This is a genomic window from Rhodococcus sp. 06-470-2 (assembly GCF_002258235.1).
Taxonomy (GTDB): domain Bacteria; phylum Actinomycetota; class Actinomycetes; order Mycobacteriales; family Mycobacteriaceae; genus Rhodococcoides.
In genome coordinates, this window is record NZ_NOYB01000032.1 from 201,039 (window position 1) to 222,960 (window position 21,922).

The 21,922-nt window shown below is 66.6% G+C and carries 21 protein-coding genes; 1 reads left to right on the forward strand and 20 read right to left on the reverse strand.

The features are described from left to right. Positions 1-61: 61 nt before the first annotated feature. The 16 genes from CH276_RS16540 to CH276_RS16615 all read right to left on the reverse strand — a co-directional run bounded on the left by CH276_RS16540 (position 62) and on the right by CH276_RS16615 (position 17,569). Positions 62-2,029 (reverse strand): primosomal protein N', encoded by a 1,968-nt coding sequence (locus tag CH276_RS16540; protein WP_176459317.1) that lies wholly within the window; start codon positions 2,027-2,029, stop codon positions 62-64. A gap of 147 nt (positions 2,030-2,176) precedes the next feature. Beyond that, positions 2,177-3,391, reverse strand: coding sequence for a methionine adenosyltransferase (metK, locus tag CH276_RS16545; RefSeq protein WP_032397994.1), 1,215 nt, complete (start codon positions 3,389-3,391; stop codon positions 2,177-2,179). Between the two features lie 182 nt (positions 3,392-3,573). Next, positions 3,574-4,824 carry a bifunctional phosphopantothenoylcysteine decarboxylase/phosphopantothenate--cysteine ligase CoaBC gene (gene coaBC, locus CH276_RS16550; protein WP_094630026.1) on the reverse strand — a complete coding sequence of 417 codons (1,251 nt, stop codon included), beginning with the start codon at positions 4,822-4,824 and terminating at the stop codon, positions 3,574-3,576. Between the two features lie 23 nt (positions 4,825-4,847). Beyond that, a complete protein-coding gene (gene rpoZ, locus CH276_RS16555; RefSeq protein ID WP_032377808.1) occupies positions 4,848-5,153 on the reverse strand; it encodes a DNA-directed RNA polymerase subunit omega in 306 nt (101 codons plus the stop codon). A 72-nt stretch (positions 5,154-5,225) separates the two neighbouring features. Then, positions 5,226-5,837: a guanylate kinase gene (gmk, locus tag CH276_RS16560; protein ID WP_094630027.1), complete on the reverse strand. Its 612-nt coding sequence runs from the start codon at positions 5,835-5,837 to the stop codon at positions 5,226-5,228. Between the two features lie 5 nt (positions 5,838-5,842). Beyond that, positions 5,843-6,163 (reverse strand): integration host factor, actinobacterial type, encoded by a 321-nt coding sequence (gene mihF, locus CH276_RS16565; protein ID WP_045199768.1) that lies wholly within the window; start codon positions 6,161-6,163, stop codon positions 5,843-5,845. Between the two features lie 210 nt (positions 6,164-6,373). After that, complete coding sequence (gene pyrF, locus CH276_RS16570; protein WP_094630028.1) at positions 6,374-7,204, reverse strand: orotidine-5'-phosphate decarboxylase; 831 nt, start codon at positions 7,202-7,204, stop codon at positions 6,374-6,376. Next, positions 7,201-10,575, reverse strand: coding sequence for a carbamoyl-phosphate synthase large subunit (gene carB / locus CH276_RS16575; RefSeq protein ID WP_094630029.1), 3,375 nt, complete (start codon positions 10,573-10,575; stop codon positions 7,201-7,203). Before carB ends, pyrF begins: the two co-directional genes overlap by 4 nt. Beyond that, positions 10,575-11,705: a glutamine-hydrolyzing carbamoyl-phosphate synthase small subunit gene (gene carA / locus CH276_RS16580; protein WP_032397989.1), complete on the reverse strand. Its 1,131-nt coding sequence runs from the start codon at positions 11,703-11,705 to the stop codon at positions 10,575-10,577. The genes carB and carA overlap by 1 nt, the downstream gene beginning before the upstream one ends. Beyond that, a complete protein-coding gene (locus tag CH276_RS16585) occupies positions 11,702-12,208 on the reverse strand; it encodes a PH-like domain-containing protein (RefSeq protein WP_094630030.1) in 507 nt (168 codons plus the stop codon). Before CH276_RS16585 ends, carA begins: the two co-directional genes overlap by 4 nt. A gap of 4 nt (positions 12,209-12,212) precedes the next feature. Beyond that, on the reverse strand, positions 12,213-13,529 hold the full coding sequence (locus CH276_RS16590) for a dihydroorotase (RefSeq protein ID WP_094630031.1): 1,317 nt from the start codon (positions 13,527-13,529) through the stop codon (positions 12,213-12,215). Further along, positions 13,526-14,545: an aspartate carbamoyltransferase catalytic subunit gene (locus tag CH276_RS16595; RefSeq protein WP_094630032.1), complete on the reverse strand. Its 1,020-nt coding sequence runs from the start codon at positions 14,543-14,545 to the stop codon at positions 13,526-13,528. The genes CH276_RS16590 and CH276_RS16595 overlap by 4 nt, the downstream gene beginning before the upstream one ends. Then, positions 14,542-15,129 (reverse strand): bifunctional pyr operon transcriptional regulator/uracil phosphoribosyltransferase PyrR, encoded by a 588-nt coding sequence (gene pyrR / locus CH276_RS16600; RefSeq protein ID WP_032397985.1) that lies wholly within the window; start codon positions 15,127-15,129, stop codon positions 14,542-14,544. The genes CH276_RS16595 and pyrR overlap by 4 nt, the downstream gene beginning before the upstream one ends. A 139-nt stretch (positions 15,130-15,268) precedes the next feature. Beyond that, a complete protein-coding gene (gene nusB / locus CH276_RS16605) occupies positions 15,269-15,823 on the reverse strand; it encodes a transcription antitermination factor NusB (protein ID WP_045195309.1) in 555 nt (184 codons plus the stop codon). 1 nt (position 15,824) lies between these two features. Continuing rightward, positions 15,825-16,388: an elongation factor P gene (gene efp, locus CH276_RS16610; protein ID WP_027496978.1), complete on the reverse strand. Its 564-nt coding sequence runs from the start codon at positions 16,386-16,388 to the stop codon at positions 15,825-15,827. 77 nt (positions 16,389-16,465) lie between these two features. Further along, positions 16,466-17,569 (reverse strand): M24 family metallopeptidase, encoded by a 1,104-nt coding sequence (locus CH276_RS16615; protein ID WP_094630033.1) that lies wholly within the window; start codon positions 17,567-17,569, stop codon positions 16,466-16,468. Positions 17,570-17,675: 106 nt separating this feature from the next. Here CH276_RS16615 and CH276_RS16620 point away from each other — a divergent pair, with 106 nt between their 5' ends. Beyond that, positions 17,676-18,350, forward strand: a complete 675-nt coding sequence (locus CH276_RS16620; protein ID WP_094630106.1) for a B-4DMT family transporter — start codon at positions 17,676-17,678, stop codon at positions 18,348-18,350. A 90-nt stretch (positions 18,351-18,440) separates the two neighbouring features. Here CH276_RS16620 and aroB read toward each other — a convergent pair whose 3' ends face one another. From aroB to CH276_RS16640, 4 genes are read right to left on the reverse strand one after another with little or no spacing between them, the layout of a single operon-like run. Then, positions 18,441-19,553, reverse strand: a complete 1,113-nt coding sequence (gene aroB, locus CH276_RS16625) for a 3-dehydroquinate synthase (RefSeq protein ID WP_094630034.1) — start codon at positions 19,551-19,553, stop codon at positions 18,441-18,443. 14 nt (positions 19,554-19,567) lie between these two features. After that, positions 19,568-20,119 carry a shikimate kinase gene (locus tag CH276_RS16630; protein WP_032397982.1) on the reverse strand — a complete coding sequence of 184 codons (552 nt, stop codon included), beginning with the start codon at positions 20,117-20,119 and terminating at the stop codon, positions 19,568-19,570. After that, complete coding sequence (aroC, locus tag CH276_RS16635) at positions 20,116-21,303, reverse strand: chorismate synthase (RefSeq protein ID WP_032397981.1); 1,188 nt, start codon at positions 21,301-21,303, stop codon at positions 20,116-20,118. Before aroC ends, CH276_RS16630 begins: the two co-directional genes overlap by 4 nt. Positions 21,304-21,315: 12 nt before the next feature. After that, on the reverse strand, positions 21,316-21,888 hold the full coding sequence (locus tag CH276_RS16640; protein ID WP_045195316.1) for a prepilin peptidase: 573 nt from the start codon (positions 21,886-21,888) through the stop codon (positions 21,316-21,318). Positions 21,889-21,922 lie beyond the last annotated feature (34 nt).

Consider the following 21,922-nt stretch of genomic DNA (forward strand, 5'->3'; position numbering starts at 1 on the left):
ATCGGCGCCCCGTGCGCCGCCCCGACGCAACCTTAGGCCACGGCTGCCCCGGACGGCAGTGTCAGCCGATTCGAATCGGGTCTATCTGAACCCGCACTCCGCCGCCGAGCTTCTTGGCGCTACGAGATGCCTGAGCGGCGGCCAGCGCCCGCGCCAAGGCCGCCCCGGTGCTGCGCGGCACGCGTATCAACAGCCGCTGCACATCACCGGGAAGCACGTCCTCACCGCCGCCCGCGGGTGCGCGTTGGCCGTCCGGCAGATCGACCGGTCCGAGTATCTCCACTGCCTCGGGCAGATCTGCACCCTCCACCAGCGCCGTGATCGCATCGGTGGTTCCGTCGATCGCCGCGACGTGTACGGCGGGCGGGAACCGTACCTCCACTCGTTCGTCCAACTGACTTCTGGCGTGCCACAGCGGATCCCAGCGAACCAGCGCCTGCACCGTCGGTATCTCGGACTCGGCGACGACGACGACGCGACCTCCCGCAGAGCCGGGCCGGACCAACGCGGCGGCCGTCATCCACCGACGCAGTGTCTCCTCTGCCGCGCGCAGGTCTGCCCGGCCGAGCAGGGCCCAGCCGTCCAGCAGAAGAGCTGCGCCGTACCCACCGTCGACCGTCGGCTCGGCACCGACGGTCGACACGACCAGACCGGCACCGGGTCGGACGGAGTCGAGCACGGCGGCGCCTCCCGAGTTGTGTATCGGTACGCCGGGAAATGCCCGTCCGAGTTCCTCGGCGGTGCGGCCCGCTCCGATCACGACCGCCCGTAGGTTGCGTGATCCGCATACGGTGCAGCGATGCGCGGTGTCGGCGATTCCACACCACGAGCAGGTCGGACTGCCGGCTCCGTCGCTTCCAGGGGCCGACGGCAGGGCCAACGGCCCGTTGCACCGGCGACACCGAGCCGGGTGCCGACACTTCGCACACGCCAGTGACGGCACGTATCCGCCGCGCGGAACCTGAACCAGCACAGGCGAATCGGCTTTCAGTGCGGTTCGCGCCGCCTCGAACGCGATGGCGGGAAGCCGGGCGACACGGGCTGCCGGGTCCCGCGCGAGCGCATGGTCCGAGTCCGCCAAGGCCACCACATGGGGTTGACGCTCACGGACCAGCTCACGAGGAGCCACCAGATCGTGTGCCCAACCGGAATCGACGAGAGCTTCCGCCTCCGCCGTCCGCGAATGTCCGCCGATCACCACCGCCGCCCCGGATACGTGCGCTCGGAGCAACGCGACTTCTCTGGCGTGCGGATACGGCGAACGGGGCTCGGCGAAGCTGTCGTCACCGTCGTCCCAGACGGCGATCATGCCCAGAGTGGACACCGGAGCGAACACGGCGCTGCGCGTCCCCACCACAACGACCGGGCCCGATCGCAGACCGCGCAACCATTGCCGATACCGCTTCGCCGGACCCAGTCCGGCCGACAACGCCACCACCCGGTCGGCTCCGAGCAGAGCCGTGCAGGCCGTTTCCAGTCGATCGAGATCGCGCTGATCGGGTACCACCACCACGGCGGATCGACCGGCGGCGACGGTCACGGCAGCGGCCTCAGCCAGCCGCACCGGCCACCGCTCACCGGGCAATGCCTGCCACACCGCGCGGGGTACGCGTCCCGATGCCAACGCGTCGAGGAAGTTCGAGCCGTGGGTGTAGGCCGACCATGCCGACCCGTCGACGGCAGGCTCGACCGGGGGCTCGACGACGGGTGTCGGTTCCGCCTCGACTCGGGCGTGGCGAGCCGGGATCGCCAGACGCAGTACGTCCGCTCTGGTGCCGGCGTACCGATCGGCCACCGCCTCGGCCAGTTCCGCGATCTCGGGAGTCAGAACTTGCTCTGCCGACACCACCCGATCGAGCCAGCCGAGCTTGCCGGAGTGCTCGGTCTCGGCCAGTCTGGCCAGCACGAAACCGTCGACCAGTCGGCCCGCGAACCGAATCCGAACTCGCACACCGGGCCGAGCATCGGTGCTCATCTCCTCGGGTACGAGGTAGTCGAACTCTCGGTCGAGATGCGGCAGCGGCAACATCGGGAGAATGCGCGCGATCGGGAGATCCGACGCCGCCACCCGCGCTACGCCCGCCACCGCACCTCCTCCTCGATTCTCACCCCACACTCGATGACGGAGCACCGAGCCGGTGCGAGCAGGGTACGTGCAGAACGGTCGACGCCGAACTCAGAGTCCGGCAGCCTCGCGGAGCTTGCCTGCGCGATCGGTGGACTCCCACGGGAGATCGATGTCGGTGCGGCCGAAGTGTCCGTACGCCGCAGTGGGCGCGTAGATCGGTCGCAGCAGATCCAGATCGCGAATGATGGCACCGGGGCGCAAGTCGAACACCTCGCTGATCGCCGCCTGAATGCGCGCGGGATCGGTCTTCTCGGTGCCGAACGTCTCGACGAACAACCCGACCGGCGCGGCTTTGCCGATGGCGTACGCCACCTGGACCTCGATGCGATCGGCGAGCCCAGCCGCGACAGCGTTCTTCGCGACCCAACGCATCGCGTATGCAGCGCTGCGGTCGACCTTGGACGGGTCCTTGCCGGAGAATGCGCCGCCGCCGTGCCGTGCCATGCCGCCGTAGGTGTCGACGATGATCTTGCGACCGGTCAGCCCGGCGTCACCCATCGGACCACCGAGCACGAACTTTCCGGTGGGATTGACCAACAGACGCACATCGGACGTGTCCAGCGTCGGCACGTCCAACTCGGCGAGTACCGACCCCAGTACCTTCTCCCTGATATCGGGGGTGAGCAGGTTGTCGAGATCGATGTCGGCCGCGTGCTGAGTCGAGATCACCACGGTGTCGAGGCGAACGGCGTTGTCACCGTCGTATTCGATCGTCACCTGTGTCTTGCCGTCCGGACGCAGGTAGGGCAGAACCCCACTCTTGCGGACCTCGGTCAGCCGCCGAGAAAGACGGTGCGCCAACGCGATCGGCAACGGCATCAATTCGGGAGTGTCGGTGTTGGCGTAGCCGAACATCAACCCCTGATCCCCCGCGCCCTGACGGTCGATCTCGTCGTCGGACAGTCCTTCGACTCGGGCCTCGTGCGAATGATCGACGCCCTGCGCGATCTCGGGAGACTGCGCGCCGATCGCGACGTTCACACCGCACGAATTTCCGTCGAATCCCTTGGCCGACGAGTCGTACCCGATCTCGAGCACCTTCTCGCGCACGATCTTGGGGATGTCGGCGTACGCGGTGGTGTTGACCTCACCCGCAACGTGGACCTGGCCGGTGGTGACGAGGGTCTCCACGGCCACCCGAGCACGCGGATCCTCCGTCAACAGAGCATCGAGAATCGAATCGCTGATGGCGTCACAGATCTTGTCGGGATGACCCTCTGTGACGGACTCGCTGGTGAAAAGCCGACTACCGGACTTGCTCACGGACTTCCTCTCGACGCATGTTCCTGTCCGACCCGACGCCGCGCGCCGGTCGGGCACTCCATGAAAATTTGACGTTCCCTCGGTGTTATCGCCCCTGCCGGAGCCAGGCAAACCTCTACGGCCTCACACGTGGTGCTCAGCACGGTAGCCGGTGCGACATCGCTCGTGCACCCTCACCGTCGTCACTGTGTCGACCTCGTTCGGGGACTACGTGCGTCGAGCATCTGCGCCACAGAATCCAGTACGCGGCTCGCGAGAAGCGCTTTGGAGCCCTCGCCGAGCGCATCCTCGGAACCGTCGGAACCGAGCAACCATCCATCGTTGTGGTCGACCTCGAAGGCCTTACCGTCACCGACAGCGTTGACCACGAGCAGGTCGCAGCCCTTGCGTTCGAGCTTGGCCCGCGCGTACGTCAGTACGTCTCCGTCCGCGTCACCGGTCTCCGCCGCGAATCCGACGATGACAGTGGACGATTCGAGCTCACCGTCGCGGCGAGCCGAGACGAGGCCTGCGAGTATGTCGTCGTTGCGGACCAACGGGATCGACGACGGCTCGTTCGCCCCCTTCTTGATCTTGCTGCCCGCGATGGACTCCGGGCGGAAGTCCGCGACCGCGGCCGCCATCACCACTGCATCGACACCGACGGCGAGTTTACGAACCGCATCCTGCATGTCCGAGGCCGTCTTGACGTGCACCACGTCGACCGCGGCCGGATCGTCGAGGTCGCTGGTGTACCCGGCGACCAACGTCACCTGGGCTCCGCGTTGCGCTGCCACGCGGGCCAGTGCATATCCCTGCTTGCCCGAGCTTCGATTGCCCAGAAAACGGACCGGATCGAGAGGCTCACGAGTGCCGCCGGCAGACACCAGAACATGCCGTCCCTCGAGGTCACGAGGAAGCGCATCCGCTCGCTCGGTCACGAGCATCGACAGTGCGAAGATCTCGTCCGGCTCCGGCAGCCGACCCGACCCGGTGTCACGTCCGGTCAGACGACCCGACGCAGGTTCGATCACGTGTGTACCGCGCGAACGAAGCGTCGCGACGTTGGCGACCGTGGCCGGGTGCTCCCACATCTCCGTGTGCATCGCGGGAGCCAGAACCACCGGGCACCGCGCGGTGAGCAGGGTGGCCGTCAGAAGATCGTCGGCGTGTCCCCCGGCGATGCGCGCCATCAGATCTGCGGTGGCGGGGGCCACGACGACGAGGTCCGCCTCCTGACCCAGGCGCACGTGCGGGACCTCCGGCACGTCCGCGAAGACCCCGGTGTGCACCGGTTGGCCGGACAGCGCCTCGAACGTCGCACGCCCGACGAACTCCAGAGCGGACGCGGTCGGAATCACCCGTACCTCGTGCCCGCTCTCGGTGAAGCTGCGAATGAGCGAACAACTCTTGTAGGCGGCGATACCTCCGCCGACTCCGACGACAACGCGCAAGTCAGATGTCCTCTGTGAGGTTCTTATTCGCCTTCGGTGTGCTCGAGCAGATCCGCGTGGATCTCGCGGAGAGCGATCGACAGCGGCTTCTCCTGCAGACCCGGCTCGACGAGAGGTCCGACGTACTCGAGGATGCCGTCACCGAGCTGGTTGTAGTAGTCGTTGATCTGACGTGCACGCTTGGCTGCGTAGATCACGAGGGCGTACTTGGACGAGGTGCGGGCGAGCAGCTCGTCGATGGGTGGATTGGTGATGCCGAGCGGCGTGTCGTAGGCCGGCAGAGCGCTGCGTCCGTCGAAGTCGGAAACGGCCGCTGAAATGCTGCTCACTGATGATCTCCTGAAATTGCATCGTTGGTGCTACGAACTAGCTGGTCGGGGCCTCGTGCGCCGTGAAACTGGTCAGCTGTTGCCGACCGACGACCTACCGACCAACAAGGATACCAACTGTTCGCACGAATGGTCGACATCGGTATTGACAACCACGGTGTCGAACTCGTCCTGTGCGGCCAATTCCACCCGTGCGGTCTCCAACCTCCGCTCGGTGGCAGCGCTCTCCTCGGTCGCGCGCCCGACCAGACGGGCGACCAGGTCGTCCCACGTCGGTGGTGCCATGAACACCAACAAGGCCTCGGGCTTGGACACCCGCACGGCACGGGCACCGGCCAGATCGAGCTCGAGCAGCACCGGGCTGCCCGCCTCCAGCGCGGCCTCGACGGGTGCGGCCGGAGTTCCCGACCGCTGCAGACCACCGTGAATGCTCGCCCACTCGAGTAGCTCGTCGTCGGCGATCATTCGATCGAACTCGCCGGCGGAGACGAAGTGGTAATCCTGCCCGTCCACCTCGCCCGGCCGCGGCGATCGCGTCGTGACCGACACGCTGAAGACCAGCTCGGGCAGCGCCGCACGCACGAGCCGAACGACACTGGACTTGCCGACGCCGGAGGGGCCGGACAGCACCACCAACCGGCCGCGCTCGATCTCCGGGACCGATGTCGCCGCAGTGTCACTCACCGTCGTCAGGCCTCGAAATCGAACTTCGTCAACAGCGCCTTGCGCTGCCGATCACCGAGACCGCGCAGTCGACGGGTTGGCGCGATCTCCAATTCCGTCATCAACTCCGCGGCCTTGACCTTGCCCACCTTCGGCAGGGCCTCGAGCAGCGCGGAGACCTTCATCTTTCCGAGGATCTCGTCCGTCTCGGCGTCTTCGAGCACCTGCTTGAGGTCGGTGCCGCCGCGCTTGAGGCGCTCCTTGAGTTCGGCGCGCGCTTTCCGGGCGATCGCAGCCTTCTCGAGGGCAGCAGCGCGCTGCTCGGGGGTCAACTGGGGAAGGGCCACTGTCGGTTCCTCCGTCTTCTCGTTTCTGGGCGATACGACGCACACGATCGCTGTCGGCACGTCGACCATCGGTCTTCCACTGCCACCGGTCGCAGTCATCAGCGCTGCGCACTGGCGATCAGCACTGTTCGTCGGCAGCGTTAGCGACCGTACCGACGACCCGCGTGAACCGCTAACTCGCCCCCGAGCGCCGATGCGCCGCAGCATCGACTATGCGAGACCGGCTTCGATCTCGTCGCGCAATCGTGTCGCCGCATCACGCAAGGCCGTCACCGACGGGCCAGCGGCCAGGACACCGCGAGAGGAGTTGGGCAGCAACAGCTCACGCGAATAGCTGAAGATCTCCGCGAGATCGGCAACCGTTGCTCCCTGCGCTCCCAGACCAGGCGCGAGAATCGGACCGGTGTAGTTCGACAGGTCGAGACCGTGATCACGAGTGGCACCGACGACTATCCCCACCGTGTCGGCATCGACGCGATTGCGCGCGGCTGCGGCATCGACGATCGACTGAGCCACCGACCCACCGTTCGACGTCGCGGCCTGCTGCAGGGCCGAGCCCTCCGCATTCGAGGTGCGGGCCAGCACGAACAGCCCGCGCCGGTATCGCACCGCTCGATCGACGGTCTCCCCCAGCGAATCGAAGCCCAGGTACGGCGAGACCGTGACGGCATCGGAGGACAACGGCGAATCGGGTTCGAGCCAGGCCTGCGCGTACGCATCCATCGTGGTGCCGATGTCGCCGCGCTTCGCATCGGCGATCACCAGGGTGCCCGCGTCCCTGAGCACACTGACAGTGCGTTCGAGCACCGCGTACCCGGCCGATCCATAGGCCTCGAAGAACGCCACCTGAGGCTTGACGATCGCCACCTCACCGACGAACGCTTCGACACACAGCTCGGCGAACACCTCGAGACCGTCCGCCGAGCGTGGTAGGTCCCATGCCTCGAGCAGAGCCGGATGCGGATCGATACCGACACACAGTCGACCGCGCGCCGCGACTGCCGAACGCAGACGATCCGACCAACTCCGATCGTGCGTCATTCCACTCCCAGCCCATCGGGTCGTTCCGCAGGCTCCACTCCCAGCCCCTGCTTCAGACCCGCATGCAGATCCTGCAACGAGCGAACACCGATTCCGCCGGCGATACCGGCTTCGATGCCCTGCACGGCTGCCGACGCGCCCTGCACCGTGGTGATGCACGGAATGTTCTGCGCCACCGCGGCGCTACGGATCTCGTACCCGTCGACGCGGGGGCCCGAGTTGCCGTACGGGGTGTTGATCACCATGGCGATGTCACCTGCGAGTATCCGGTCGACGATGGTCCGCTCCCCCTCCGGCACGTCCTCGCCGGACTGCTTGTACACCTGCTCACACTTGATTCCGTTGCGCCGCAACACATCTGCAGTGCCTTCGGTCGCCAGAATCGTGAAGCCCAGATCCGCGAGTCGCTTCACCGGGAAGATCAGTGATCGCTTGTCCTTGTTGGCCACCGACACGAACACCGCGCCGCCCGCAGGCAACGAGCCGTAGGCGGCGGTCTGACTCTTGGCGAAGGCGGTACCGAAATCGAAGTCGATTCCCATCACCTCACCGGTGGACTTCATCTCCGGGCTGAGCAGAGTGTCCACTCCGGTTCCGTCCGCACGACGGAACCGGTTGAACGGCAACACCGCTTCCTTCACCGCGATCGGGGCGCCGGCCGGTACGGTGCCACCGTCTCCGGTCTCGGGCAGGATGCCTGCGGTCCGCAGCTCGGCGATGGTCTCCCCCAGCATCACTCGGGCGCAGGCCTTCGCGAGCTGTACCGCAGTCGCCTTGGAGACGAACGGAACGGTGCGGCTCGCACGCGGGTTGGCCTCGAGAACGTACAGGATGTCGTCCTTGAGTGCGTACTGCACGTTGAGCAGGCCGCGCACGCCGATGCCCTTCGCGAGAGCCTCGGTGGACCGTCGGACGTTCTCGATGTCGGTCTTGCCGAGTGTGATCGGCGGCAACGCGCACGCCGAGTCGCCGGAGTGGATACCGGCCTCCTCGATGTGCTCCATGATGCCGCCGATGTAGACCTCGGTGCCGTCGCACAGTGCGTCGACGTCGATTTCGACCGCGTCTTCTAGGAACCGGTCGACCAGCACCGGCCGGTCGTCCGAGATCTCCGTCGCGTTGGAGATGTACGTCGCGAGCGAGGCCTCGTCGTACACGATCTCCATGCCGCGTCCGCCGAGAACGTAGGACGGACGCACCAGTACCGGGTAGCCGATCCCCGCGGCGATCTCACGGGCTCCGTCGAACGTCGTCGCGGTGCCGTACTTCGCTGCCGGCAGTCCGGCTGCGTCGAGCACCTTGCCGAATTCGCCACGATCCTCGGCGAGGTCGATGGCCTCGGGCGATGTTCCGACGATCGGGACGCCTGCGGCCTTCAGTCGCTTGGCGAGTCCGAGCGGGGTCTGCCCGCCGAGCTGGACGATGACGCCCCGCACCGTGCCCGACGCCGCCTCGGCCCGGTACACCTCGAGGACGTCCTCGAAGGTCAGTGGCTCGAAGTACAGGCGGTCCGCGGTGTCGTAGTCGGTGGAGACGGTTTCGGGGTTGCAGTTGACCATCACCGTCTCGTAACCGGCCTCGGACAGGGTCTGCGCCGCGTGCACACAGCTGTAGTCGAATTCGATGCCCTGGCCGATGCGGTTGGGACCCGAGCCGAGGATGAGCACCTTGGGGCGGTCCGGCTGCGGGGCGACCTCGGATTCGGCTTCGGGGTCGAGCTCGTAGGTGCCGTAGTGGTACGGCGTCTTGGCCTCGAACTCGGCGGCGCAGGTGTCGACCGTCTTGTAGACCGGATGCACACCGAGCTCGGTACGGAGCGCCCGCACACCGTCCTCACCGTCGAGTTCGGGGCGCAGAGCCGCGATCTGGCGGTCGGAGAGACCGTGATACTTCGCCTGGCGCAGCAGCGCCTCGTCGAATTCGGCCGCCTCGCGAACCTGAACGCCGAGTTCGTGGATCTGCTGGAACTGGTCGAGGAACCACGGGTCGATCTTGGTCGCCTCGAACAGCTGCTCGAGGGTGGCACCCATCGCGAAGGCCTTCTCGATCCCGTACATCCGACCGTCCTGAGGAACGGACAGATCCTCGAGCAACGCCTCCAGGCTCTCTGCCTCGACCTCGGGGCCGGTCCAGTAGCCCGCGCGCTTGGTTTCGAGCGAGCGCATCACCTTGCCGAAGGCCTCGGTGAAGTTGCGGCCGATCGACATCGCCTCGCCGACGGACTTCATCGTCGTGGTCAGCGTGCCGTCGGCACCGGGAAACTTCTCGAACGCGAACCGCGGAGCCTTGACGACCACGTAGTCCAGGGTCGGCTCGAAGCACGCCGGGGTCTCGCGGGTGATGTCGTTGACGATCTCGTCGAGGGTGTAGCCGATGGCCAGCTTGGCCGCCATCTTCGCGATCGGGTAACCGGTTGCCTTGGACGCCAGCGCCGACGAGCGTGACACACGCGGGTTCATCTCGATGACGACGAGGCGACCGTCCGCCGGGTCCATCGCGAACTGGATGTTGCAGCCGCCGGTGTCGACGCCCACCTCACGCAGGATGTCGATGGAGAGGTCGCGCATCTTCTGGTATTCGCGGTCGGTCAGCGTCATGGCCGGGGCGACGGTCACCGAGTCGCCGGTGTGCACGCCGACGGGGTCCACGTTCTCGATGGAACACACGATGACCACGTTGTCGCGGCCGTCGCGCATCAGCTCGAGCTCGTATTCCTTCCAGCCGAGGATGGACTCCTCGATGAGGACGTTCGCCGTGGGCGAGGCCGCCAGCCCGCCGCCGGCGATCCGGGTCAGGTCCTCGTCGTTGTACGCCAACCCCGAACCGAGACCGCCCATCGTGAACGACGGACGTACGACCACCGGGAAGCCGAGCTCGGCGACGGTCTCGCGGACCTCGTCCATCGTGTAGCAGACGGCCGACTTGGCGGACTCGCCACCGACCTTGGCCACGATGTCCTTGAACTTCTGCCGATCCTCGCCGCGCTGGATGGCGTCGAAGTCGGCACCGATCAGCTCGACGCCGTACTTGGTGAGAATGCCCTGATCGTGCAGAGCAACAGCGGCATTGAGCGCCGTCTGTCCACCCAGAGTGGCGAGCACTGCCTGAATGGGGTGACCCTGCTCGGCTTCGCGGGCGAAGATCTTCTCGATGAACTCCGCCGTGATCGGCTCGACGTAGGTGGCGTCGGCGAACTCGGGGTCGGTCATGATCGTCGCGGGGTTGGAGTTGACGAGGCTGACCCGCAGTCCTTCCTCGCGCAGCACTCGGCAGGCCTGGGTGCCGGAGTAGTCGAACTCGCAGGCCTGACCGATGACGATCGGGCCGGATCCGATGACCAGGACGTGGTTCAGGTCTGTGCGGCGTGGCATTACTTCTTCTCCTGAAGGACGCTGGTGAAACGGTCGAAGAGGTACGCGGCGTCGTGTGGACCGGCCGCGGCCTCGGGGTGGTACTGCACCGAGAAGGCGCTACCGCCGATCAGCTCGACGCCCTCGACGGTGCCGTCGTTGGCGCAGGTGTGACTGATCCGGGCTCGACCGAAGTCGGTGTCGAACTCCTCGCCCGCTTCGCCTTCGAGTGCGAATCCGTGGTTCTGCGCGGTGATCGCGATGCGGCCGGTGGTGTGCTCGATGACCGGGATGTTCATCCCGCGGTGGCCGAACTTCATCTTGTAGGTGCCACGGCCGAGTGCGCGCCCGAAGATCTGGTTTCCGAAGCAGATACCGAACAGCGGCAGCTCACGCTCGAGCACTTGCCTGGTCAGTGCAACGCTGGTGTCGGCCGTGGCCGGGTCGCCCGGTCCGTTCGACAGGAAGACACCGTCGGGGTTCAGTTCCAGAACCTGCTCGATGGTGGTGTTCGACGGCACCACGTGCACGCGGATACCGCGCTCGGCGAACATCCGCGGGGTGTTGGTCTTGATACCGAGATCGACTGCGACGACGGTGAATCGAGCATCCCCGGTCGGCTCGATGGTGTAGCCGGCTCCGGTGGTCACTTCACCGGCGAGGTCGGCACCGAGCATCGACGGCTGACCGACCACCTGCGCGAGCATCTCGTCGGAGGTGCCGAGGGCGTCGCCCGAGAACACTCCCGCACGCATGGACCCGCGGGTGCGCAGGTGCCGGACCAGGGCGCGCGTGTCGATTCCGGCGATGCCGACGACGTTCTGCGCCTCGAGCTGGTCCTGCAGCGTTCCGGTGGAGCGCCAACTCGAGGTGCGGCGTGCCGGATCTCGAACGACGTAGCCGGCGACCCAGATCTTGTTGGGATCCTGCGCGCTTGCGGCTTCACCGTCTTCCTGGTTCCAGCCGGTGTTACCGATCTGCGGCGCGGTCGCGACGACGATCTGTCGGTGATAGCTCGGGTCGGTGAGAGTCTCCTGGTACCCGGTCATTCCGGTGCAGAACACGGCCTCGCCGAGGGTGCGCCCCTGTGCGCCGAATGTGGTGCCGCGGAATGTCCGGCCGTCCTCCAGAACAAGAACTGCGCTGCTCACGCGGTTTCCTCCTTGGTTTCTCCGGTGGAACTCGTTGTCCACACCGGGTAGATCTGCTTGTCGTCGGCCCGGAAGCCGGTGTCTATCTCGGTCCCCGTCGGCAGCTCCCAGCGAATGACCAGGAGTCCGTCCTTGGTCATGACCTTGCCTGCCAACCCGCGTTCGGTACGGATCGCGCGGATCGATTCCGCCGGGATCCAGATGGGAGATTCACCGTCTCGGTCGAGCAGGATGCCCTTCTCGTGTCGGGACAGTTCACCGGTGGCGCGGTGGCCGATGTCGCCGACGGCGATGCGGTCCTGCCAGCTCGGAGCGATGGTGCTGCCGACGTACAGGCCGGTGCTCGGCTCGACGAGGGTTGCTCCCAGATCGTCCGGCACGGCCGGGAAGTCACCGATTCGCTCTTCCTGGCGCTTCTGCCGTCCTCGCCAACCCCAGAAGATCAGCGCGATCATCAGTGCCCAGAACAGGATGAATCCGATGACGATGAGAACTCTGTCCACGGCTCTACTCTCCCGCTCTGTTCGCCACGACTCCGTCGCGGACGGTGATTCGCCCGCGCAGCACCGTCGTGGTCACCTTCGAGGAGAAGCTCATGTCCTCGAACGGCGTGTTGTGTGCGACGCTGGCCAGCTTCTTGCCGGAGACCGTCCAGCTCGCTTTCGGGTCCACCAGCGTGAGGTTCGCGATCTCACCGACCTCGATGGGTCGTCCCTGATCGGCCAATCCGACGATCTGGGCGGGACGCTCGCTCATCACCCGCGCCACGCCGCGCCAATCGAGCAGTCCCGGGGTCACCATCGTGTCGACGACGATGGACAGTGCGGTTTCGAGCCCGAGCATTCCGGGACGAGCGATCGAGAACTCGCAGCACTTGTCCTGCTCGGCATGCGGAGCGTGATCGGTTGCCACACAATCGATAACGCCGTCCGCCAAGCCCTTGCGCAGGGCGTCGACGTCGGACTTCTCACGTAGTGGCGGGTTCACCTTGTTGATCGCGTCGTACGTCTCGAGCCGCGAATCGTCGAGCAGCAGGTGATGCGGGGTGACCTCGGCGGTGATCGAAATACCCTGTCCGCGTGCCCATTTCATCAACTCGACGGTGCCTGCAGTGGATGCGTGACAGATGTGCACCCGCGCACCTGCGTCACGAGCCAGCAGGGCGTCGCGAGCGACGATCGATTCCTCGGCCGCACGCGGCCAACCGGCCAGTCCGAGGCGAGCCGCCGTCGGGCCCTCGTGTGCGACGGCACCGACGGTGAGCCGGGGTTCCTCGGCGTGCTGAGCGATGAGCACACCGAGGGAACTCGAGTACTCCAGCGCCCGACGCATGATCAGTGGATCGTCGACGCAGTGGCCGTCGTCGGAAAACATCTTCACCCGGCCGATTCCCGCGGCCATCGTGGCCATCTCGGCGAGCTGCTTGCCCTTCAATCCGACGGTGATCGCTCCGACGGGGTGGACGTCGACGAGACCGACTTCCTGTCCCCGACGCCATACGTGGTCGGTCACCACCACCGAGTCGGCGACCGGGTCGGTGTTCGCCATCGCGAACACCGCGGTGTAGCCGCCCAGAGCTGCTGCGGCCGAACCGGATTCGATCGTTTCGGTGTCCTCGCGGCCGGGCTCGCGCAGGTGCGTGTGCATGTCGACGAATCCCGGCAGCAGAATCTGGCCGCGGGCGTCGACGACCTCGGCTCCGTCGGCGTCGAGGTCCGAGCCGATCCCCGCGATCTCCTCACCGGCGATCAGGACGTCGGTCTCGGGGCCCTCGCCGTACAGCAGCACGCCGCGGAGCAGAACGGAGGTCGCGGGTGCGGTCACGACGCACCCCCGTCCGAACCGACCAGCAATCGGAACAGCACCGCCATCCGCACGTGAACTCCATTCGTAACCTGTTGCAGGACTGCAGTTTTCGGAGAGTCGGCCACCGAGGACGCGATCTCCATACCGCGCAGCATCGGACCGGGGTGCAGTACGACGGCATGCTCGGGCAGCAGGTCGAGCCTGCGCTGCGAGAGCCCGTACGTGATCGAGTACTCACGAGCGGAGGGGAAGAATCCGCCGTTCATTCGCTCGGCCTGCACTCTGAGCATCAGCACCGCATCCAGTCCGGGCAGTTCGGCGTCGATGTCGTGCGAGACCCGCACCGGCCAGCCGGTCACTCCGACGGGCAGCAGGGTCGGTGGTGCGATCAGCACCACCTCGGCACCGAGCGTGGCCAGCAGGATCGCATTCGAGCGCGCCACCCGGCTGTGCAGGATGTCGCCGACGATCGCGATCCGACGGCCGGCGATGTCGCCGAGTCGTTGGCGCACCGTCAAGGCGTCGAGCAGAGCCTGGGTGGGGTGTTCGTGCGTGCCGTCGCCGGCATTGATCACCGCGGGGCCCCCTCCAGGAGTGGAGCCTGCGGAACGACCGACTAGGCCGGGAGTGGAGCCTGCGGAACGACCGTCGGTGGTGCTGCCGGTGCCCTGATCGGCGGTCCATTGGGCGATCTGATGTGCGGCACCGGATGCCGGGTGCCTGACGATCAGTGCATCGGCTCCGGCGGCGCGCAGCGTCATCGCGGTGTCGCGGAGCGACTCTCCCTTCGACACCGACGAGCTGCTGGCGCTGACGTTGATGACGTCGGCGCTCATCCACTTGCCTGCGACCTCGAACGAGACGCGGGTACGTGTCGAGTTCTCGAAGAACACCGTCATGATGGTGCGTCCGCGCAATGTCGGGAGTTTCTTGACTTCGCGGCCGAGGAGCGCCTGCTCGAATCGTTCGGCTTCGTCGAGGAGTTCGGTGGCCGATTCGGCCGTCAGGTCGGCGACCGAGAGCAGATGCTTCATCGAGCGGATCCTCCCTCGGACAGGCTGACCCCGTCGCGGCCGTCGTGTTCGGAGAGCAACACCGACACGTCCTCGGTGCGCGCTGTGGGGACGTTCTTGCCGACATAGTCCGCCCGAAGCGGAAGCTCGCGGTGGCCGCGGTCGATCAGGACTGCGAGCTGCACGGCGCGAGGGCGGCCGAGGTCACGGAGGGCGTCGAGCGCAGATCGCACGGTTCGGCCGGAGAACAGCACGTCGTCGACAAGCACCACCAGTGCGTCATCGACACCGCCTGCGGGCACCGACGTACGTTCGAGTGGACGGTGCGGCTTGTTTCGCAGATCGTCGCGGTAGAGGGTGATGTCGAGAGAACCCAGCGGGGGGCGTACTCCGGAGAATGCCTCGATACGTTCGGCGAGACGTTCCGCCAACGTGGTCCCGCGGGTGGGAATGCCGAGGAGCACCACGCGCGGCGAGTCGGCGGCGTCGAGGGCCGTCTTCTCGATGATCTGGTGGGCCATGCGGGAGATGGTGCGCCCCACATCGGCCGAGGACAGCAATTCGCGAACGGCGGGGTTCGCGGACGAGCTTTCGGGCGCAGGCAAACTACGACCTCCTTCTCCGCCTCTCTGGACGGATCGTTAAAGGATGTCTGACAACAACTGCGTAGAGCCTAGCAACGCTCTGCGAACCACGACCAGCAGGCTCGCAGAGCGTTCGGTCACACGGGCGTCAACCGTTCGATCACTGCTCGGCGTCGACCGATGCCTCACCGGACGCGTCGGTCTGCGTACGGCTCGAGACCGCCGCGGCCGCGGCGCGTACCTGAGGCGCGACGAGGACGATCTGACCCAGTACGCCGTTGACGAAGCCGGGCGAATCGTCGGTGGACAACTGCTTGGCCAGCTCGACGGCTTCGTCGACGGCCACGACCGGTGGAACATCGGTGGCGTGGAACAACTCCCACACCGCGACGCGCAGGATGGCCCTGTCCACTGCGGGCAGACGGGTGAGCGTCCAGTCCTTGAGGTGATCGGCGATCACGCCGTCGAGGCGATCGAGATTCTCGGCGACGCCCTCGACCAGGGTCGAGGTGTAGTCGCTGACGGGAGCGATGGTGTCGTCGCCGCGTGCGAGTTCGATTCGCTCGGTGGTGAGGTTCACCGGATCGACGTTGCGCGCCTCCGCCTCGAACAGAAAGTCCACCGCGCGCTTGCGGGCCTTGTGGCGCGCACCCAGCTTCTTCGCACCGGGGGCACCGTTCTGCGAGGCGGAGGAGGTCGACTTCTTCGATGACACGTTAGGAGTTCACACGCCCGAGGTAGTTTCCGTCACGCGAGTCGACCTTGAGCTTGTCGCCGGTGTTGATGAACAGCGGCACCGAGATCTCGGCTCCGGTCTCGAGGGTTGCCGGCTTGGTGCCACCGGTGGAGCGATCACCCTGCAGGCCGGGGTCGGTGTGCTTGACCTCGAGCTCGACGGTGACGGGAAGCTCGACGTACAGCGGAACGCCTTCGTGCATGGCGACCTGGACGCGCAGGTTCTCGAGCAGGAAGCGTGCGCCGTCACCGACGGTTGCCTCACCGATCGAGAGCTGGTCGTACGTGTCGGCGTCCATGAACACGTAGTCGCTACCGTCGTGGTAGAGGTACGTCATGTCGCGACGGTCGACCGTTGCGGTCTCGACCTTCACACCGGCGTTGAACGTCTTGTCGACGACCTTGCCCGAGAGCACGTTCTTGAGCTTGGTCCGCACGAATGCGGGCCCCTTACCCGGCTTGACGTGCTGGAATTCGATGATCGACCACAGCTGGTTCTCCAAGTTGAGAACCAGTCCGTTCTTGAAATCGCTGGTGGAAGCCACTTGCTTCGCGTCTCCTCAATCGTTTGTGCGCGTGACGCGCCGTCGGTCACGTGCTTGGATTCGCTCCAGCCCGCGCGCTAGACGGACGTGAGTTCCTTGCTTGTCAGGGTGAGCAGTTCCGGACCCCCGTCGCGAACGACGAGTGTGTCCTCGATCCGAACGCCGCCGCGACCGGAGAAGTAGACACCCGGCTCGACGGTGACCGCTGCACCGCTCAGCAGTGTACCGGTGCTCGTCTTCGCGATTCCCGGCGCTTCGTGGATTTCCAGACCGACGCCGTGGCCGAGCCCGTGCAGGAAGTACTCCCCGTACCCCGCATCCTCGATCACCGAGCGCGACGCGGCGTCGACCGAGGCGGTGGTCACCCCTGGAGCCAGAGCGTCTCGACCGGCTGTCTGCGACCGCTGCACCAGCTCGTACAGATCGCGCTGCCACTGCGCGGGAGTCCCGATGACGAAGGTGCGAGTCATGTCCGAGTGGTAGCCGCCGACGAGTGCACCGAAGTCGAGCTTGACGAAGTCTCCGTCGGCCAGCACCGCATCGGTCGGCCGGTGATGCGGGACCGCCGAATTGGCTCCGGCAGCGACGATGGTCTCGAACGACACAGCATCGGCACCGTGATCGAGCATCGACGACTCGAGCTCGCGGGCGACCTCACGCTCGGTCCGGCCTGCACGGATCCCGCCCCCGCCGATCAGGTCGGCCAGCGCGTCGTCGGCGGCGCGGCAGGCGTCCCTGAGCAATCCCACCTCGAACTCGTCCTTGACCATGCGCAACGACTCCACGACACCCGGTGCGCGCACCAACTCCACGGCACCGTCGAGCTCCGACCACGCTCGGTGTGCATCCACTGTCACCACGTGGCTCTCGAAGCCCACGCGACCGGTGTTGCCCGCGACCGACGATCGAAGCAGATGCATCGCCGACGCCCGGTCGATCTCGGCGCGCAGATCCGGGACCTGTTCGGCCACCTGAGTGACGTACCGACCGTCGGTGCAGATCACCGTCCGATCCTCGTCGCCGGCCGAATCGGCCGCCGAGACCAGCAACGCGGCATTCGAGCCGGTGAATCCGGTCAGGTATCGGACGTTGAGAAGATCGGTGATCAACATCGAATCGAGTCCGTCGGCGGCCAACAGTTCTCGTAGGGCACCACGACGGGCACCGAAATCGGCAGGCATGGTTTCGACATTACCGGGCGTGGCACACGCTCCGTTCGACTCGACCGGGTCATCGAACTTGTGGGCCCCGACACACAAAGTTCGACGTGCGGATATGCTGTGCCGCATGACTGGGTGGGCAGTGCGTGGCATAAGTATGGGATTGGTCAACGTCGTCGTTCGACTGCTGCTGGGGGCGGCAGTGTCGATGTGGCCGCTGAGCGGATCGGCACTGCGCTGGGTGGCCTACGCCCTCGTGCTGCTCGTCATCATCGTGTGGGCCGGCATCGACGGAATCCGCGACCGACGCAAGCACCCCGACCCCGACGACGGCGAGGACCTGACCATGGTCTGGATCAAAGCCGCAGTGGTCGGCGGGCTCCTCGGAGGTCTCCTGAGCTGGATAGTGGACTTCTTCGTCGACTTCAGCCTGGGGCAGAACGGTCTGGTCTTCGAGTTGACGTCCGGAGCCGCGTTTACCATTCTCACCATCTTCATCGCCGCGAGCATCGCGGTGTTCGCGGGAAGGCAGATCGTCAACCGCGAGGCCAAGAAGAAACTGGCCACGTCGGACGCCGAACGCGCGCACGACCGCCAGCTGGTCAACGCCGGTCAGGAGAATCGGTCGAGACAGGGCGAGGCAACGCAGTCCGAACCCGCGCGGTCCGAAACTCAGCGGTCCGAAACTCAGTGGGCCTCCGAGCACGGCGAAGCCGACACCGAGGTGTTCTCGGCGGTGGACGCAGACGGCAAGCCGCGTCTGGACAAGCGTGGACGTCACGGCAGCGCCGACGGTTCCTGACTCCCCCACATCGACCGACGGGCGGTGATCGACGCTTTCGCGTCGATCACCGCCCGTTCTTCGTCCGTACCCGAGTTGCCTCTCACGAGGTCACAACAGAATGGCCGACCCCCCTGCGGCCGGGGCCTCACGACCGACCGCGGAGAATGCGGCGACGAGCAGTGCCGGGTCCGGCCCCTCGAGCCGTCCGGGCTTGGCGAGACCGTCCAGAACCACGAACCGCAACAGCCCGGCCCGGTTCTTCTTGTCCGTCTGCATGCCCTTGAGCAGATCCGAGAACGCGTGCTCGTCGTACGTGACCGGCAAGCCCACCGATTCGAGAATCGAGCGGTGGCGGTCGGCCGTGGCGTCGTCCAGGCGTCCGGCCAGGCGTCCGAGCTCGGCCGCGAACACCAGACCGACCGACACGGCGGCACCGTGGCGCCAGCGGTACTGCTCCCGCCGCTCGATGGCGTGGGCGAGCGTGTGCCCGTAGTTAAGAATCTCGCGCAGGTTCGACTCGCGCAGATCCGCCGCCACGACCTTCGCCTTGACCTCGACGGAGCGCCTGATCAGCTCGGGCAGCACGTCGCCGGTCGGATCCAGCGCTGCGGCAGGATCCGCCTCGATGATGTCCAGGATCTTCGAATCGGCGATGAACCCGGTCTTGATCACCTCGGCCAGGCCGGAGACGATCTCGTTCTTGGGGACGGTCTCGAGCGTCGCCAGATCGATCAACACGGCGGCCGGTTCGTGGAACGAGCCGACGAGGTTCTTTCCCGCATCGGTGTTGATGCCGGTCTTGCCGCCCACGGCCGCGTCGACCATGGCCAGCAGCGTGGTCGGGACGTGGACGATACGAACTCCGCGCATCCAGGTCGCTGCAACGAAGCCGGCCAGGTCCGTTGCCGCGCCGCCGCCCAGACTGACGATGGCGTCGCTGCGGGTGAGACCGATTCGACCGAGAACCTCCCAGCAGAACCCCGCCACTGCCAGATCCTTGCCGTCCTCGGCATCCGGGATCTCGATGCGGTGAGCGTCGATTCCCTTGTCCGCCAACGCAGCTCGCACAGCCTCCGCGGTCTCGGCCAGCGGAGGTTGGTGGAAGATCGCCACGGTGGCCGTTCCGGCGAGCTCGTCGACGAGGTCCGTCAACAGACCTCGGCCGATGATCACCGGGTACGGGTTGGCTGTCTCGACCTGGACGCGCACGGGCTCTGTCATCGAATCACCTTCATCTACTGGGGGTTTCTCTCGTTCGCATCGCGCCCGGGAACAGGGGCGATCGCCGTCAGCTTCGCCACCAACTGGCCCACGACCCGAGCGGGGCTGCGACTGTCGGTGCGCACTCGCACCGTGGCCACCGAACGATAGAGAGGTCGCCGATGACGCATCAGTTGCTGGTACTTCGCACGCGGGTCGGGGCCGGCGAGCAGCGGCCGAACCGTGTTCGCACCGGTTCGCCGAAGCCCCTCGGCCACACTGATCTCCAGGTACACCACTGTGTGCCCGGACAGTAGGGCGCGGGTCGCGGGCGACAGCACGGCACCACCGCCGAGGGAGACGATCCCGTCGTGCGAGGCCAGAGCACCGGCGACTATCCGCTCCTCGATCTGCCGAAACGCCGGTTCGCCGTCGTGCGAGAAGATGTCGGCGATCGTGCGACCGGTGTCTCGCTCGATGGCCACGTCGGTGTCGAACAGGTCCAGGTCCAGCGCCTGTGCCAGCCGTCGACCGATCGTCGACTTCCCTGCTCCCGGCGGTCCGACGAGGACCGCGTACGGGGTCATCGTGGAGGTCGGGCGGCGGTGCCCTTCACGTAGTGGTCGACGTTGCTCGTCGTCTCCGCCAGCGAGTCCCCACCGAACTTCTCCAACGCTGCCTGCGCGACCACCAGGGCGACCATGGTCTCCGCGACGACGCCTGCAGCCGGAACAGCGCAGACGTCCGAGCGCTGATGAATGGCCACTGCCTCGTCACCGGTCGTCATGTCGACCGTTGCCAGCGCACGCGGAACCGTCGAGATGGGCTTCATCGCCGCCCGCACTCGCAGTGCCTCACCGTTGGTCATACCGCCCTCGATGCCGCCTGCGCGGTTGGTCGAGCGCAAGACACCGTCGGGCCCGGGCTTGATCTCGTCGTGGGCGACGCTTCCGCGTCGACGTGCGGTCTCGAAGCCGTCCCCGATCTCGACCCCCTTGATGGCCTGGATGCCCATCAGTGCTGCGGCCAGTCGGGCGTCGAGTTTGCGTTCTCCGGAGACGAACGATCCGAGGCCGACGGGTAGGCCGTGCACGACGACCTCGACGACGCCGCCGAGGGTGTCGCCGTCCTTCTTCGCGGCTTCGATCTCGGCGATCATCGACTCCTCGGCGGCCTTGTCGAAGGCGCGAACCGGGGAGGCGTCGATCGCGTCGAGGTCGGCACCTGCGGGCGGCGGTCCAACGTAGGGGTCGGACGCACCGATGGAGATCACATGGGACACGACGTCGACGCCGAACGCCTGCTTCAGGAACAGACGGGCGACAGTGCCGATGGCGACCCGGGCGGCGGTCTCACGAGCACTGGCGCGTTCGAGCACCGGACGAGCGTCGTCGAATCCGTACTTGAGCATTCCGGAGAAGTCGGCATGACCGGGCCGCGGCCGGGTCAACGGAGAGTTGCGCGCAAGATCCGCGAGCACTGCGTCGTCGACGGGGTCGGCCGACATCACCTGCTCCCATTTGGGCCACTCGGTGTTGCCGACCTCTATCGCAACCGGCCCGCCCATGGTGCGTCCGTGTCGAACACCGCCGGTGAGGGTCACTTTGTCGGCCTCGAACTTCATGCGGGCACCGCGGCCGTAGCCGAGGCGACGGCGCGCGAGTTGAGAGGCAATGTCGTCCGAGGTCACCTCTACTCCCGCGACCATTCCTTCGAGGATGGCGACGAGAGCGGGTCCGTGGGATTCTCCGGCAGTTATCCAGCGCAGCACTCGAACATCTTTTCACGCCAGGGACGCCGCGGATGCCAGCAGGGTGGCCGCGCACATGGACGGGCCGTGCGCGATGCGCGCGCGCCCGTGCCCGAACGCCGCGACGACCGACCCCACCACGGCAGTTACCACCGGTGCCGCCACTGCGGCGATCGCCCATCCTTCTCCGCCGCCCACGCCTGCGATCGAGCCGACCGACCAGGCGAGTTTGACGTCCCCCGCGCCGAACGCGGCGGGCGCGAGAAGGTGAACGACCAGATAGATCGCGAACAGCAGAGCGCCGCCGAGCACTGCGCTCGCCGAGCCGGTGACGACGAGCGCGATCGTCACCACGATCGCTCCGGGGACGGTCAGGATGTTCGGCAACCGGCGCTGCTGCAGGTCGACGGCGCTGAGGGCGGCGAACCACCACATCGTTATGCACAACGAGAACGCGTACTCGGAGCCGCCGAACCGCCACCAGACCCATCCGGTCCCGATCGCAGACAGCAGCGGCAGGAGCCGAGGATTCCATCGGACCAGGCAGCGGCGCATCGTCATCCCCGCGGCGGCGCCGACCACGACCGCGACACACAGACCCGTCATGATCGAAGGGTTGCATCGCGGTGGCGGCCGGCTG